Origin of the sequence: Maribacter sp. HTCC2170 (genome assembly GCF_000153165.2) — a bacterium.
In the GTDB taxonomy this organism is placed as follows: Bacteria; Bacteroidota; Bacteroidia; order Flavobacteriales; family Flavobacteriaceae; genus Maribacter_A.
Genome location: NC_014472.1, coordinates 1,311,213 through 1,328,084, shown reverse-complemented (window position 1 = coordinate 1,328,084; position 16,872 = coordinate 1,311,213). Strand labels below are relative to the sequence as shown.

Here is a 16,872-nt window from a genome sequence, read left to right as displayed (position 1 = left end):
TTCAATTAATACTATGATACACTATGCTACATGGTTCAAATATATAATAAAATGTTAATTATAAAAGTTAATCATTGATATAATTCACAATAATTTAAAAAAAATAACAAAAATGACTAAAAATCATATTTATATAGATATCATCTACAATTTGCTCATCGAACATTAAATTGTATATTGGGTCGCTTTTAGAATTAGCAGATTAAGTATGCCCGTAGTTCAACGAATAGTAAGATTAAAGCAAAACGATAGCCTTTCCAAGCATGAACATCTGGTTCAAGGAGTTATTGAAGCTATTGATGATAATGTTTTACCAATTGGGCATCAATTACCTTCGATAAATAATATGGTTGATGAAATTGGTTATGCCAGAAAAACCATTTTCAGGGCTTATGAGGAGTTAAAGGATAGAGGGCTAATTGAGTCTAGAAAGTTAAAGGGTTATTTTGTAATTAGCCAAGAAACCAATGTGACCAAAAGATTGGCCTTACTATTGTTTGCCTTTCAAAGCTTCCAAGAAGAGTTTTACAATACGTTTAGGGAAGAGATGGGGAATCGTTTTCAAATAGACGTTTTTTTCCATCATAATAATGTAGCCATATTCAAAACAATCCTTGCCAACATCCAAGGCAAATATGGCATGTATGTTATTGCCCCTATTCAGCATTCAAGTATAAAATCATTACTCAAGACTATTGAACCAAAAAAACTATTGTTAGTAGATAGGTATTTAGATTTAGGTGTTGAATATTCATTTATCGCCCAAGAATTTGAAGAGGCTATTTATTTATCATTGGTAAAACTACTTCCGGCAATTACAAAGTATAAAAAGTTTATTTTAATACTAAATAAAGATACGGATCATTCACCTCCTAGTATTCGAAGGGCGTTCGAAAGATTTTTAGTTGATTATAAAATCGAAGGAAAGGTAAAGAACAAGTATAAGTTGGGCTCGGTAAAAAAAGATAACTTATATTTTATTTTGAGTGATACCTTTTTATGGGATGTTTTACGTGACTGCGAGCAGAAGAATTATAAAATCGGACAAAATATTGGAATACTTTCTCAGGATGATAATGTCGCCAAGGAAATTGTCTTTGGTGGTATTACTACAATTTCAACTGATTTTAAGGAAATGGCAAGATTAACAGCCCAACATGTAAAATTTGGTGATTACACCCAAATAATAATTCCTACGAAGTTAATAAAACGTAATTCTCTTTAAAACTTGCATTTTACTATGTTACACTCTTTGATATTATGTGAACATGAAAATAGTATCTATAGTATGGATAATAACTGACTTGAATCCATATATTGAAAATAACGGGCTGTGGCTTCAAATTTTTCATTTAAGAGTACAATAGCTGGCAAAGAAAATGCTTTATCTTTTCGAGCGGCCATTAATAAAGGAATCTGATGTAACGGATTTGGTCTGTTCTTGTTCTTATTTATGTATGTCTTGTTTCCAAAATTGATAGTGTCATTGGTCTCTACGTTCATTCTAACAGCATAGTATTCCTTGTTCAATGTTGTTATTACTTCAGTGTTTTTATAGGTGCTTTGATCCATTTTATGACATGGGGTACACCAATCGGCATAAAAATTTATGAAAACCTTCTTGGGTTTAATTGCCAACGAATCGTCCAATTCCTCAAATGTTATCCAATTAACTTTTTCGTCATTTTGAGCCACAAGCTGACTAATGGAAAAAACCCCAAAGAGGAATGTCAATATGTGAACAATCAACTTGTTATGGGTCATATTATAATGATTTTAATCGTACCCCAGTGAAAATTGTCCTAGGAGAATTTGGTCCATATATATAATTGCTATCTCGGTTTTTACCTAAATCAAAATCATTTTGATAAGCATTGGTAATGTTTTTGACACCGCCAAAAAGTTCAATACCACTACTTACCTTTTTCATTTTGAATGTATAGCCAATACGAAGGCTTATATTAGTAAAAGTTTGTGTTTTAGTATAAACATCAATTGTTTGCCCAGTATTCACACCTCCAAAATGAACAAGATCCATACTACCAGTATGCACTACATTTGCGCTTGCACTAAAACTTTTGGTGGGGGTATAGTTTAAATTGGCAAAACCATAGACATTGGGGGTTCTAAGAAATTCTTTTTTTAAGGGTAATCCTTCAATATTTTCAACAGCTTTGTCATAAGTACTTGATTGATAAGTGAATCCTGCATCTAAGGAAAGAATGTAGTCGAAGTTGCTCCTGGCCTCGAAAGTAAATCCTTTTACAGTAGCGCCACTTCCATTTCTTTTCTCAAAGCGTTCACCAAAAGTATCACTACCTATTGGCTCTAAATAAAAAGCATCGTTGAGTTTGGTGTAGAACCCTTCCAATGTAAACCCTGCTATGAAATGTTCGGTAGCTTTATCAAAATTGATCGAAGTCGTTAGACTGTTTGACCGCTCTTCCTTTAAATCATTACTCAAAGAAATTCTAGATATTCCACCAGCGGCAAAAGCAATATGAAGGTCGGTATCAAAAGCTTGTGGGGCCCTAAATCCAGTTCCCCAACCAATTCTATATTGGGTGGTGTTATTAGGCTTATAAAGTAAGGATAGTCGTGGGCTTACTACGGCATTGTCCACAAAATTGTGCTTATCTATTCGGAAACCAGAGAGGAAATTTAATTTGGGGGTGATATCCCAATCATTTTGGAGAAAACCTGCAAAGTTCCTGGTTGTCTGATCAATTTTATAATTGTATGCCGATATCACATCAAGAACATCATCATAGACATATTCTAAACCAGAGGTAAGTACTAAAGAGCCATTTAGAAACTCATTGAATCTATGGTTGTACTGTGTTCCACCTTGATGGGTTGTGACATTGGAGGTGCCGTAAGGGGCATTTGCCAGAAAGGCGGTCAATTCTTCAGGGTTATCAGGCTGTATGCCTGTGTAATGATCCCTCTTGGTATTTTGCCAGCCATAATAAAAAATCAAAGAATTTTGGTTTTCATTGAAGTTCAATTGGTAATCCAAATTTCCCATTAATACATTGTGTGTACGTTCTTCTGCTTGCTGTGCTGTGTGAGCTGCGTTATCTATTAGTTCCCCACCATATCTATATTCATTTAGACTACTGAAGCTGGCATCTAATTTTTCATTTTCTGAAGGTAGAAAGAACATATTTGCGCCAAAAGAGTTATTTCTTAAAAGTGGTAATTCAGAAAAATTGTCATCATTGTCATCATAAGCCTCTCTACTTCTATTGTTCACAAATAATGTGGCTCCTGCATTCCCTTCTTCATTGACTATTGTGGCGTTCCCAAGAATAATATTATCGCTACTGCCCTTGGTATTTTGATATGAATAAGAAATATTATAGTCATTTTTTTTAGGAATTTTGGTCAGAACATTCACGGTGCCGCCAATCGCACTTGAGCCATATAGTGCTGAGACACCGCCGCGTACCACTTCAATACGCTCTATCATATTTACAGGTATTTGTTCAAGGCCATATAAACCTGTGAGAGGGCTAAAAATTGGTCGTCCGTTAATTAGAATTTGAGAATACCCGCCTTGAAGTCCGTTCATTCGTAATTGCGTATAATTACAAGTTTGGCAATCTGTTTCAACTCGAAGTCCCGGTTGAAAACGTAGACCTTCAGAAAGGTTTGTTGCCACTACCTTATCTAATGTTTCACTATTTATTAAGTTAACAATCACAGGAGAATCTACTCTACGCTTATCTGTCCGGGTCCCAGTTACAACGACTTGTTCCAGATTTAGGATGTCGGTTTCTAAATTGATATTGATTTTCAACTTTTCGGATTTAAAGTCAATCTTTTTAAATACTGTCTTATATCCAATAGCACTTACCCTAAAGGTGTATTCCCCAAAAGGAACATCAATAAAAGCGTAATTTCCATTTTCCTCAGTGATTCCTCCAAAATTTATGGTTTTACTTTTAAGTTGCACTGTCGCAAATGCTAGTGCACTACCATTATCTGTTATTGAGCCACTTATGTTTCCAGTTTGTGCGTTCGCGTTCCAAAAAACACTTTCTAGAATTGAAATAATAAATATCGAAAACAGGTTTTTCATTAAATATTCGAATATATTAAATATAAATTTAGACAAATCTAAAAATATGTTTTTACAAATAAAAATGTAATTTTGAATAAATTAAAAATCCATGACCCTATCTGAGGAAGATTACATTAAGGCCATTTATCATTTAGGTAAAATAAAAGCGGATTCAGTAAGCACAAATGCGATTGCCAAAAAGATGGAAACTAAACCATCTTCTGTTTCAGATATGCTTCAAAAGTTATCGGACAAAGGGTTGGTCAACTATAAAAAATATAAAGGCGTTACCCTTACAGAGGCAGGAGTCGTTACTGCCTTAAATCTTGTACGCAAGCACCGTCTTTGGGAGGTTTTTCTAGTGGAGAAATTAGGTTTTACCTGGGATGAGGTACATGAAGTTGCTGAGCAATTGGAGCATATAAAAAGTGAGAAATTGATCGATGGGTTAGATCAATTGTTGAAATTTCCAAAGTATGATCCCCATGGGGATCCAATTCCTACAAAAGAAGGGGAACTAATAATTCAGAAAAAAAAGTTATTAAGTAATTTGGCAATTGGTGAAAGTGGTACATGTATTGGTGTTCGGGATTCATCAGCAAAATTCCTTAATTATTTAGATAAACATAATATTGCTTTAGGAAAAAACATAAGCGTTGTTGATCGCGAGGAGTTTGATGGCTCTGTGGCTATTCTCCTTGAGTCAAAAGAAATCAATATATCAAACCAAATAGCATCAAATTTGTATGTTAAGTTAATACCATAATTATGCAAGAAATAATAGATTATTTTGAATCGATCAATCCTATTTTAGCGGCTTTATACGCGACTATTTTCACATGGGGATTAACTGCTGCAGGGGCAGCGCTAGTGTTTTTCTTTAAAGGAATGAACCGAGCAGTTTTGGACGGTATGTTGGGTTTTACAGGAGGGGTTATGGTAGCGGCGAGTTTTTGGAGTCTTTTAGCCCCAGGAATAGAAATGAGCCCAGGAGAAGGATTCGTGAAGGTGATTCCAGCAGCTGTAGGTTTTTCTCTGGGAGCTTTGTTCTTATTTGGTTTGGATAAGGTTTTACCACATTTACATATTAATTTTAAAGAAAGTGAAAAAGAAGGTATTAAAACACCTTGGCATAGGACTACCCTTTTAACATTGGCCATTACCTTGCACAACATACCTGAAGGATTAGCGGTTGGAGTACTTTTTGGTGGAGTTGCCGCCGGTTTTGATGGCGCGAGTATTGGAGGAGCAGTGGCCCTAGCATTGGGAATTGGTCTACAAAACTTTCCTGAGGGATTTGCAGTGGCAATGCCACTAAGACGACAGGGCCTTTCCAGAACAAAAAGTTTTATGTTTGGTCAGGCCTCGGCAATAGTTGAACCTTTTGCTGCAGTATTAGGAGCATGGGCAGTAATGACATTTGAACCAATATTGCCATATGCGCTTTCATTTGCAGCAGGAGCCATGATTTTTGTCGTAGTTGAAGAGGTAATACCGGAAACGCAGCAAGATAAGTATACTGATATTGCAACCTTAGGATTCATTGGCGGGTTTATAATTATGATGACTCTAGATGTTGGTTTAGGGTGATAAAAAAGGAGATGTCTTATAAAATGAAGGCCTAATTATAAGCATGGAAATTAACATTGATTAATTATATAAAGCGAACAAAATGGAGTTTCTAAAACATGGATTATTTGTTTTATTGTTCTTTTTAAATTGTAATAACAGTTCTTCAACACAAGTTTCCGATTCGATTTCCGCAAATCGTGACTACCGAAAAGACATGCGTGATTTTGTGATTGATATCAGCACCTACGCCAAGTCCAAGAAATCAGGATTTTCTGTAATACCACAAAATGGTATAGAGTTGGTCACCGATAGTGGCTTACCAGGTGGCAACCCTAATTTGCCTTATCTCGAAGCAATTGATGCAAATGGTCAAGAAAATCTATTTTATGGTTATAATGGCGATAACAAATCGACCTCAAAAAAAACAAGTTCTTATTTAGTTGAATTATTAAAAGTTTCTCAGAATGCTGGGAACTCTATCTTAATTACTGACTATTGTGATTCTAAGAAAAAAATTAAGAATTCCTATCGAAAGAACTCGGAAATGCGTTTTATACCGTTTGCTGCGACAGAAAGAGACCTTACTAACATACCCAATTTACCTCAACCATGTGGAGCTGAAAACAGTAATGATGTTCTAAGAATTGATGCTGCCAAGAATTTCTTGTTTTTTTTGAATTATGAAAACTATCCAACGAAAATTTCCTTGATGAAGGGACTTTCAAAAAGTAATCATGATGCCCTTATCATAGATCTTTTTGCCAATGATGGTTATGTTTTTAGCGCTGAAGATATTAATCTCCTAAAAATCAAGGCAAATGGAGGTAAAAGGCAGGTAATCTGTTATATGTCCATTGGCGAGGCCGAGGATTATAGATATTATTGGGATGCTGATTGGAAAACAAACAAACCAACTTGGTTAGATGAGGAAAATAAGAATTGGGCAGGAAATTATAAAGTGAAATATTGGGACACAAATTGGCAAAAATTAATCATAGGTAGCGAAGAGTCTTACTTGGACAAAATATTGGCTTCCGATTTCGATGGGGTCTACCTTGATATCATAGATGGTTTTGAATATTATGAGAATCGTTGATTATACTTACATAGTATTGATGAATGGCTCAAGAGTTGGGTATAATAACACTTCATAGATTAAATGCACTTATTTAACCAATAAAAATTAACATTTAAATACAATGTGTTTTTTTTGTGTTTGATATTTAATTGTCAGGCAATAGGAAAAGACTACTTTATTGGAAAAAAAATTACAAGTATTACTTATTTCTGAAGGCACATATCCATATAATTTTGGAGGAGTATCTACGTGGGCACATGATTTATGTACAAAAGTTTCCAATGTTGATTTTACAATCTATTCTATTAATTCAGGAGTTGAACATAAGGCAAGATACCCCATAGGGACGAATATCAAAAAGATAATTCAAGTTCCTATGTGGTCACCTGAAGAGCCTCTCGATTGTGTTGATTATGATATCAAGTATTCTGATATTCTAAAATCCAGGGAATTCACCACAGAAGAAATTACATCAACATTATTTATACCTCATTTTAAAAAATTCATTGCCGAGATATATTCAGAGGAAATCTCGTTAAAAGTTTTGAGTACCTGCTTTTACAAGATGTGGCAATTTTTTCAAAAGTATGATTACAAAACCGCTATGACCAGCAAGGCTGTATGGAATACCTTTTGTGAAACATTGCAATTGGTAGTACCTGAGGAAGAACTCGAAAAAGTTTCTTTGGAAGATGTTACCATAGCAATGAGATGGATTTATCGTTTTCTAATCCCAATTGCTATAGATGTCCCTAAAGTGGACATTTCCCATGTAACTATTTCAGGTATCGCGGTCCTCCCGGCCTTATCGTTAAAATACAAGTATAATACTCCGATACTGGCAACTGAACATGGAGTTTTTATTAGGGAAAGAATAATTGCAATCAGCTCTGCTGATTATTCATACTTTTTAAAGAAGATGCTGATAAACTTCTCGGAGTGCATAACGAGATTAGTATATCATTACGCAGATAAAATCACCACAGTTAGTAAATTCAATATTTCTTGGGAGAAGTTTTATGGTGCGAATGTTTCCAATATAGATGTTATTTATAATGGCGTGGATGATTCATTTTTTAAACCAAGGCCTAAACCTGAGCATTTAAAAAATACACCAACGGTTGTTGCCGCGGCGAGGATTTTTGATTTAAAAGACATACTTACAATGATAAGAACCTGTAAGGTCGTTAAGAAGAAGGTGCCAAACGTAAAGTTCTTTGTCTATGGCAATAAAGATGCTGTTCCCGAATATACTAAAGAATGCGAGGCATTGGTTAAATACCTGCAATTGGAGGACAACTTTTATTTAATGGGATTTCATAATAATCCGGAATTAATTTATGCAGAAGGTGATGTTTCGATTCTTACTTCAATCTCTGAGGGATTCCCTTATACCGTTATTGAGTCAATGAGTTGTGCGATTCCTGTTGTGGCGACAGATGTGGGTGGCGTGTCGGAAGCATTGGATGAGAAATGTGGATTCATTTGTAAACCTAAGGATCATGATGAAATAGGGGAGCGTGTCATATCACTTCTAAAGAATGAAAAACTAAAAAAATGGATGGGTGAAAATGCTAGAAAGAAGGTTGTTGAGAATTTTACTATAGAGAACTTCGTTTCCGAATTTGAGAAAACATATGAAAATTTAAGAATAAAAAACACCGTGATTAGCCAAAAAATTGCTTAAAACCAACCATATAATATTGGTCAAGTTCTCCCTACATGAACCATATTCAACAAAATTTAGAAAAAACCACCACTGAGGTTATCCAAAAATCTGGAAACCCTGTTAGTGCTATGGTTGTTTTGGCTACGCTTGAGTCATTTGGAATCAGGGAAAAAGATGTTTTTAAAGATTATGGATTCGTATCCATAATGGATTTGGCAATACATATTTATGAGGATTTGCTTTCTAGACCGATTGAAACATTGGTCAATATAAATGAGCTCAAAAAACGAAAAAAGCATGATTCCCAAATTCCAGTCTCAGGTTATCTCTGGATGAAGGCTAAACTTTTAGCACAGTTTTATCCTTTGGGTCTATTTCATTTACTGCCAATTTTTCTTCAAGTAGCCGCGATTATATTCTTTGGTTATTCACTTTGGACTTTTGTAGGTTTTAATATTATTCAATCTACTTCAGTGGTTTTTGGAGTCATTCTTGGATTGATTATTTCTGGTGGATATGTACAGGTAATGGGGAGACAGGCTTCGTTCTATTGGCACCATGAAGAATTTACGAAGGCAAGGATGGTTATGGACAAATTGATTAAGTCAGGAATTAACGGCATGCTTTTATCCTTTTTGGCATTGGGCATGATCAATTTCTTTTTTAACCTTTACCCATTTTCATTTGTTCTTGTAATGTTTACCTATGCTTTGCTTATAGGAACACTTTTATTGGTTTCAGCTCCTTTTCATACCATAAGACAACGATGGGCAATAACATTGTCTATTTCGATCGCCACTTTATTTGCACTGGCATTAAAAGAGTTTTCCTCTTTACATATATATCTAACCCATTGGATTGGAGTATTGGTGGCCATTTTTTTATCTAAAACAATTTTATGGGGGTTTTTCAAGGTTAAAGGAGTTGGTACTGAATCTGTTCATGTAACGCCAAGTAAGTCTATGGTAATTTATAGAAATTATCCATATTTCTTCTATGGCGGCCTAATTTACATTTTCATTTTTATTGACAGGATTTTGGCTTGGTCAGCCGATTTTACACTTACCCATCAATATGTATTTCTCTATGAGAAGGATTATGAAATTGGTATGGATTTGGCTATCCTTATTTTTTTCATGCTGGCTGGTGTATTGGAATATGCTATTGCTTCATTCTCCAAATTTTTAGACATAAAGCAAAAAAACACTCCTTTTTTAAATAGGAAAGAATTTAATAGAAGGATGTATAGGATGTATAGAGGGCATATTTTTTTATTGGTTATTACAGCATTGGTGACCACAACTTTGATTTATTTGATAATAACCCAACCATGGGGGTACGAGGCCAGTTTTAATGAAAGCCTTGATGTTCTTAGTATTAAAGTCTGCATAATTGGTGGTATTGGCTATCTATTTCTTACTTGGGGCATGTTGAATGCGCTTTATTTATTTACGTTGAGTAAACCAAATGGAGTGTTGAGTTCGTTAATGATTTCTTGTGTAGTGAACTTTGTTGTAGGATTTACTGTCAGTAGAATATTTGCCTATGAATACAGTGTTGTTGGTATGTTGGTTGGTTCAATTGTTTTTATGACTTTGACTTTAAGAGAGATTAAATCATTCTATAAAAATCTAGACTATTATTATTATGCGGCCTATTAACCTAATATATTTTGTGTTGCCGTTTTTGACAAGTGCGCAAATGGCTGAAAAAATTCAAATGGATAAAGAACTTTTTATTTGTTATGGTAAGATATCTCCTGCTATGGTGCAGGGTTATGAACTCGTGGTTCTTGAGGCTCAGCACTATACGTCAAAAGAGATTGAATTGTTCAAGACCAATAACAGTAAAGTGTTGGGTTATTTAAGTGTAACAGAGGTTAACATGTCGGCAACGCATTATGAAAAGATAAGGGAGTATACTTTTGGGCAAAATGTAAATTGGGGAAGTTGTTTTATAGATATATCAGACAAGAAAGCCCAAGACATATTACTTACAATAGCAAATGAATTGGTATCAAAGGGACTTGATGGCTTTTTTCTGGATAACCTTGATAATGCTTCGCAGTGGGGAAGGCTTAAAGGGCAAAAAGATAATCTTTTAAAGCTCATTGGCAGGATAAGGCAAGCAAACCCAAGCTTATGTATAGTTCAAAATTCGGGATTGTTTGTGGCGAACCAATTGAAGCACATCACTGATGCTGTTGTAATCGAATCTGTATTTACAGATTACGATTTTAAAAATAAAAAGTATGGCTATAAATATGAACAAGAAAGGACCAAAATCGTCAAAGAACTAAAGGCCTTCAGAAAATCCTTAAAAAAACCTTTGATCATTGTAGAATACGTTGATAATGAAGTTATGAGGAAAACAATTGAGACACAATTAAAAGAACTTGGTTTCGGATATTTCATTGCCAATATAGATCTTCAAACCAAGCCTGAATTCACTGAATAAATAAAAATGCAATTAATTGATAGTATTTTATTGGGTCCTTTAAGAATCCTACTGTTATTTGCAGGAGTCCTTTTTATGCATCAGATTGTGACTAGACAACCGGTTAATACTTATAACCTTGACTATCTTCTCAAGCGATTGGTCTTTTATGGTAGCATTGTTGTGCTAATGATATTTGTACTTATTCAACTGAATATGTATGACATCTTCTCCTTACTTGCAATTTTCTTTATAATTCTTGGCATTAAATATCTAGGGATAAGGCATTTTAAAAATCCTGAAAAGCAGATTCGTAAAAAACGAAGATACTTTTTGCTTGGTTTTTTTAAACTTATGGAACAAAATTTAAGTCCTGGGAAACTTGTTGCCAAAAATTTAAAAATATTTCATACCAAAAAGATAAACCATGTTTTTTCAATGGCATTTATATGCGCTTTGGCTGTTTTTATATCGCGCTATATCTTTTTGAAAAATGACATGTATACTTTGTCAAGTTTGTGGTCTAAGAACCTTGAAATTCTTAAGGGACTCAGTTCTAATATATGGTTTATTAATGACAATAATCTTTTGGGTGAACTGGCCTTAATGAGCTTTTATGGAAAAATGACAGGTCTAAGTGAAGAAATGGCAATGCACTCCTTTGGGCTGATTGAAAATTTTGCTTTGGGGTTAGTAATTTACTGGATTCTGGTTAAGGTATCAAAATCTAAGTTCTTTGCTCCAATATTGTCCGTATTGTTTTTTGCTTTTTTCTACAGGTTCCTACCTATCAATATTAATCTCCTATTGGAGCATAATTCTTTGTACCTGGCATTGATTTTTGCATTGCCAGCCATGATGTTCACGGTTATTCCCAAGTTATTGCATGTTTCAAAAAGAAATTACATTTTTATAATGATAACTATGTTTTCTGCAATTACCTTCATCAATTTTTTTGTTGCTTTTGTTGTATTGCCCCTCTTTTTACTTCTATCGCTTGTTTTTTTTACGAAGAAGACTTTACCTTATACTTTGAGGAGTGTTTTTGCCTATGCTTTGGGAATTGGTTTGACCTTGACACTTCATGCTGTTGGTTGCTACCTGAACGACATTTCATTTCAATCATTCTTACGGTCAAATATGATTCTAGTTGAGTCATACACGCATTTTCCACAACTGATATTTCCGATAGATCATTTATTGCTAATTTACCTTGTTTTTGGATTTATTACTCTTTTGGCGATTTTGCCCTTATATTTTAAGAACAGGGCAAAATGGACACCTGCCTTTATCTTTTCAGTTTTTGTTTCAATTTTCATCCTTTTAAAGAAATTGAATTTAACGTGGTTGGATAAGGACCTTTTCTTTCAAGCACTTTCAGTGATTATAGTAATTCAAGTGGGCTTATTTGTTGGTTGCCTTCAGTACTATTCCAAAATATCAATTCCTAAAAGACCAGCTTTGAGGTTGATTAGCTTAGCTGTTGTATTGATTGTTGCACTCTATTCTTCTTTCGCAATGAATGGGTTTTTAAAATTTGATTCGCCGCATTATGGTAATCAACTAAAAACAGATGTTATAGAGGTATATCATACCCTATCAAGTGATTATTTGCCTTATTCCTATGCCGTGGTAAATCAGCGTTATGGTCAAAATATGAGTAGCAATGAACATCATTTTATCAATTACCCTGCTTTTATTGATAAATATGTACAAAGGGACTCAGTTTTTAATGCGAACAAAACCAATGCTGAGTTTCTAAACCAGAACTCTGATTATATACTACCAAACAGTGTTTTCGTGTTCATTACCAAAAATGAACCTCTAGAAACAAAATATAATTTGTCAACTTCAAAAGAGGTGTCAGAACAATTATTGTCCCAAATAAGAATATTGAGAAGAAGAGGTCGAAACATCAAAATTTTCTTTGATGACGATTACTTAACCGTTTACGAAATAGTGAATAGGAAAAAATCCTCTAAACTCGATGATTTGATATTCAATTTATGAGAAATCTTAAGAAAGGCATATTCACAGGGTTATTGGTTATTCTTGTTTTAGGATGCCAACGTGATATATACAAGTTTTCAGGTGAATTCAGCATGCCTGAGGTTAGTAAAGAACCTCCATTAATTGAGTTTGTTATGGACAATTCAAGCTATGAGAATGTTTTAGAACATAGGAATTTAAAAAAAGTGGCTGATTATACTAAGATTCCATATCAAAGTATTCCAATCTTAAATTTCAATGCCTCTTTCAAAATTGAGCCCACCACAAGAGTACTATGTGTTACTGAAACGTATGAGTTGAATAACACTGCAATTGATTCACTTCTGGGTTTTGTTGCCAAGGGAGGTACCTTGTTTATTACAAAGAAGAATTATGACCAGAGGCTTGGGTTTTTAATGGGTTTTAAAAGTGAGGCCAGTTATGAATTGGATAGTACCGCAATGGGAATTCGTTTTAAGAAGCCTATTTTTCCAGACATGGCAGGCTTTTCATTAAGTTCTGATAAAATTCCCCATAGAGGATTCAAGAGTGTAAATTTTTCAAGCAATGTTAATGTCTTGGCATCCAGTGCCAATAATAAGGATTACCCATTGATTGTTGAAAACAGGATAGGAAAGGGTAGGGTGGTATTGTATAATTCGATAAGAAGTTTTAATAAGAATTTGAGAGGCTTACTTTTTTCACAAGTACTTTTAGGTCTTGAGGGTATCCCATATCCTGTTGCCAATACATCAACAATATTTCTAGATGATTATCCTTCTCCACTTTACAATGTATATAAAGAGCCGATTAAAAGTGAAATGAATAAAACTATGTCCGAGTATGTCACTGATGTTTGGTGGCCAGACATGAAAAAACTAGCTATAAGGGAGAGTATAAAATATACTGCCTACGTCACATTTGATTATAACACCTATACAACCCCTCCCTTTACTTTTAAAGAATGGGATAATAATGCATTCAACAGGGGCGACAAAGTTATCCAGAAAAGTAGTTGGTTGGGTCAGGACATTATTAGAAGTGGGCATGAACTTGGTTTTCATGGCTACAACCATGTTTCCTTGTTAAAATCTGACTGGCCAGAACCTGAATATATTGGAACTTCTTTGAACGCAGGGATCAAGAAATGGAAAACTTTGGATTTTAAAAAATTGCCAATTTCGTACGTTCCACCGTCAAATTATATCGATAGTCTTGGGCTTGCTGAACTGGAAAAAGGCATGCCAAGTTTAAAATATATTCAAAGTACTTATTTGGGAGACCTTAAAGAAGGTGGGAACCGGGAATTTGACCCTGAACCTTTTAACGATTATTTCTTTGACTACCCAAGAATTACAAGTGGTTATTATCTGGACGATGTGAATTTGATGACAGCAGAATCACTATACCTTTTTACTGGAATTTGGACACATTTTGTACATCCAGATGATGTTTTTCAGTTGCCAATTAAAGCAAATTCAGCCACAAGCGGACATTTTGAATACAGAAACAAGTATGGATTGAACTGGCGATCAAGAAATGGAAAAGTTGGCCTATTCGATAGTTTCAAAAAAGTCCTTGAAGATTTTAGGAAAAGACATCCTATGGTTAGATATCCGAATGCCACTGAATCATCGAATATAGTTCGCGATTGGCGTTATTCTTATTTTACGCATTTTCGTGAAGACGGTAATTATATTGTGGAAAGTGATTTTCGCTCGGCAAGTTCAGAAAATCAATATTGGTTTTTGTATGTAAGTTCAGAAAATCAAAGATTAATTGATCAAACATTGAATGGAGAGGCCCTTGAATATAAAAAGTCCTCAATGTTGAACGGGCATCTGTATTCTATAGAATCAAGGGAGCCATTTCTAAAATTGCCAGATTTATATTATAAAGGAAGAGGTGCCGACAGAAATAACAAACAGGTTGTGGCCAAAACTTTTAGCGACTACAGAACTTATAAAAATGATAGAACGGTTTTAATGCCTTTAATGCAATTAGTAGAGCACTATGTAAGTAACAATGAATTAGAATCGGCAACAAATTTACTAGAGCAAAGAATAAATGAAGGTGTTAACCTTTCAGGAGATCAATGGAGTGATTTTGCCAAATATATGACCTGGCAAAAAAGAGGGTCCGAGATTTGGCCAATACTTGAAAGGGTCTATCAGAAAAATCAATCGATTAAACTATCCGAAATTTCAAGGAGAATATCATATCAGACCGCTTATCCTTTGAAAAAAATAAGAGAAAGATGGCTTAAAAGACAAATAAATTGGGGTACAAAAGATTTAGATGTTCTTAGAGAATATGTTGATTATTTTAATGTAGAAGAGTATAAGGATCAAGTTGCAAGGGCCTTGAAAAGGTTAAAAGAACACCACCCATCGCCAAAAAATATAAAAAAGTACTTAAGACATTTGATTGATTATGATTTTGATTCTGTCATTAAAGAATTGAATAAAATTAAGCCTTGCGATGAAGATTATAAAGAAATGGCTACAGCGATTTCTTGGGCATATGCTCACCGTTTTAGATATGATAGGGCTCTCGAATGGCAAGAATGCAGCTCAGAAATCGAAAAAGAGACAGTCAATGATTGGTTGATAAAATCAGATTCATTCGATAAGCTGAAGGAAACAGATTATTCATATTATTTAGATGTGATTTTGGCCAATGATGAGAAGAAAGCCTTAACCGAAATTCAGAAATACGAGTCGTGTGACAATAAATTAAAATTAAAAGCATCACAGATTGCTTACGCATATGCAAACTTTAAATTATATCGAGAGGCACTTTCTTGGTCCAAATGCACCAATAAAATTCCTGTCACTACGAGGTTAGGTTGGCTTTATGAACTTAAAGAATATCATAGACTAAGGCAGCTTTATAATACTCATATAGCTGAAAATCCAGAGGATTATGAGGTTATGTTGCTAATGGGAACATTGATGTTGTACGAAGGCGATATAAAAAGATCTGCACAGATAGCCGCGAGTCTTCCTTCAGATGTTGAAAATTCAACGCTAAAAAGAGAGTTGAACAAAGAAATAATGTCTTTGAGCTTTGCGGACAAAAAAGAAATGCTTGGAAAGTACAATAAGATTATATACTCTGGTGTTCGTAAAGACATGTCCAAAAGTATTCGCATGGCCGAGGGCAATTCGGTCAGTACTAACAGTTATGCCATTAACGATAAATTAGAACCAAATACAATTTCTAATGTACTGAGCTATAACATGTATGATGAAAATTATAATGTTCATAGCGTTTCAGGAACCCAAAGCATTATGTATCCTATTAACTACGATTTACCAACTTCAGATAATCTACGAAGAGAATTGTTTGGGTTTGAATATGGTTTTAAAACAACTTCAACTAAGAAATTTGGTTTTAACGGTAGGGCTAGAATAGAAAGAGACAATGAGAGTAAAGTGTATTATCAAGTTGGCGCTGGGGTAAATAGGGTAGGAAAAAGTAACTTTAATTCTCTTGCATTTGATTTTTTTCCTGTTCGGAATGGCCCAGGTCATGTTTTGGATATTTATAGAACTCAATTGGCAAGTTATAATGAATTTAAAATAACCGATGATTTAAGACAGATTTTTTCTCTTGAAAGTAATTACTATTCCGATGAAGAAATTGATGGTACTTTATTGGGTAGAATAGAGTATTCCATAATCAATAATGATGGTTTTGATATGTCTCCGCTAATTGAGGGGGCCTATACTTTAGGGACTGTCGATCGTAGAGACGGGTTTCCCTACTGGATGGCGGATAAGCGTCTTTACGGTGGTGGTGGGCTTGTAATGACCCTTGGAAAAGAAAATGGTGGTTTTCATTTTGTTGCAGATGCGTCAATATTTGCTGAGAATAATAACACAACTTTTGAAAGATATACAGGAAACCTTGCCTTTAGAATAATGGATTTTACCACGATAAAGGCAGCCTATGAATTTTATACCATAGATAATTTTTATTCTAATGTATTTCAGTTAGGGCTGACATATAATTTTAAATAGGCGTTTCTTAATTCAAGAACAACGTTGAACCATAGTG

11 protein-coding genes are annotated in these 16,872 nt (G+C 34.4%); 9 read left to right on the top strand and 2 right to left on the bottom strand.

Annotated features, from left to right (window positions below):
• Nucleotides 1–208 precede the first annotated feature (208 nt).
• Entirely contained in the window at nucleotides 209–1,225 is a 1,017-nt protein-coding gene (locus tag FB2170_RS05955) for a GntR family transcriptional regulator (RefSeq protein ID WP_013305627.1), read from the top strand.
• Nucleotides 1,226–1,281: 56 nt separating this feature from the next.
• On the opposite strand, the gene FB2170_RS05950 is transcribed toward FB2170_RS05955, so the two are convergent.
• Both FB2170_RS05950 and FB2170_RS05945 read right to left on the bottom strand, forming a co-directional pair.
• Nucleotides 1,282–1,764, bottom strand: a complete 483-nt coding sequence (locus FB2170_RS05950; RefSeq protein WP_013305626.1) for a thioredoxin family protein — start codon at nucleotides 1,762–1,764, stop codon at nucleotides 1,282–1,284.
• Between the two features lies 1 nt (nucleotide 1,765).
• Nucleotides 1,766–4,084: a TonB-dependent receptor gene (locus FB2170_RS05945; RefSeq protein ID WP_013305625.1), complete on the bottom strand. Its 2,319-nt coding sequence runs from the start codon at nucleotides 4,082–4,084 to the stop codon at nucleotides 1,766–1,768.
• A gap of 91 nt (nucleotides 4,085–4,175) precedes the next feature.
• On the opposite strand from FB2170_RS05945, the gene FB2170_RS05940 reads away from it, so the two are divergent.
• The 8 genes from FB2170_RS05940 to FB2170_RS05905 all read left to right on the top strand — a co-directional run bounded on the left by FB2170_RS05940 (nucleotide 4,176) and on the right by FB2170_RS05905 (nucleotide 16,835).
• Complete coding sequence (locus tag FB2170_RS05940; protein ID WP_013305624.1) at nucleotides 4,176–4,832, top strand: metal-dependent transcriptional regulator; 657 nt, start codon at nucleotides 4,176–4,178, stop codon at nucleotides 4,830–4,832.
• Nucleotides 4,833–4,834: 2 nt separating this feature from the next.
• A complete protein-coding gene (locus tag FB2170_RS05935; RefSeq protein WP_013305623.1) occupies nucleotides 4,835–5,656 on the top strand; it encodes a ZIP family metal transporter in 822 nt (273 codons plus the stop codon).
• Between the two features lie 82 nt (nucleotides 5,657–5,738).
• A complete protein-coding gene (locus tag FB2170_RS05930) occupies nucleotides 5,739–6,734 on the top strand; it encodes an endo alpha-1,4 polygalactosaminidase (protein ID WP_013305622.1) in 996 nt (331 codons plus the stop codon).
• A gap of 160 nt (nucleotides 6,735–6,894) precedes the next feature.
• A complete protein-coding gene (gene pelF / locus FB2170_RS05925; RefSeq protein WP_013305621.1) occupies nucleotides 6,895–8,403 on the top strand; it encodes a GT4 family glycosyltransferase PelF in 1,509 nt (502 codons plus the stop codon).
• A 35-nt stretch (nucleotides 8,404–8,438) separates the two neighbouring features.
• The gene (locus FB2170_RS05920) at nucleotides 8,439–10,046 is read left to right on the top strand and encodes a hypothetical protein (protein WP_013305620.1); all 1,608 of its coding nucleotides are present in this window, start codon (nucleotides 8,439–8,441) and stop codon (nucleotides 10,044–10,046) included.
• 58 nt (nucleotides 10,047–10,104) lie between these two features.
• The gene (locus tag FB2170_RS05915; RefSeq protein WP_158306084.1) at nucleotides 10,105–10,842 is read left to right on the top strand and encodes an endo alpha-1,4 polygalactosaminidase; all 738 of its coding nucleotides are present in this window, start codon (nucleotides 10,105–10,107) and stop codon (nucleotides 10,840–10,842) included.
• Nucleotides 10,843–10,848: 6 nt separating this feature from the next.
• Nucleotides 10,849–12,831 carry a hypothetical protein gene (locus FB2170_RS05910; protein WP_013305618.1) on the top strand — a complete coding sequence of 661 codons (1,983 nt, stop codon included), beginning with the start codon at nucleotides 10,849–10,851 and terminating at the stop codon, nucleotides 12,829–12,831.
• Nucleotides 12,828–16,835: a DUF2194 domain-containing protein gene (locus tag FB2170_RS05905; protein WP_013305617.1), complete on the top strand. Its 4,008-nt coding sequence runs from the start codon at nucleotides 12,828–12,830 to the stop codon at nucleotides 16,833–16,835. Before FB2170_RS05910 ends, FB2170_RS05905 begins: the two co-directional genes overlap by 4 nt.
• Nucleotides 16,836–16,872 lie beyond the last annotated feature (37 nt).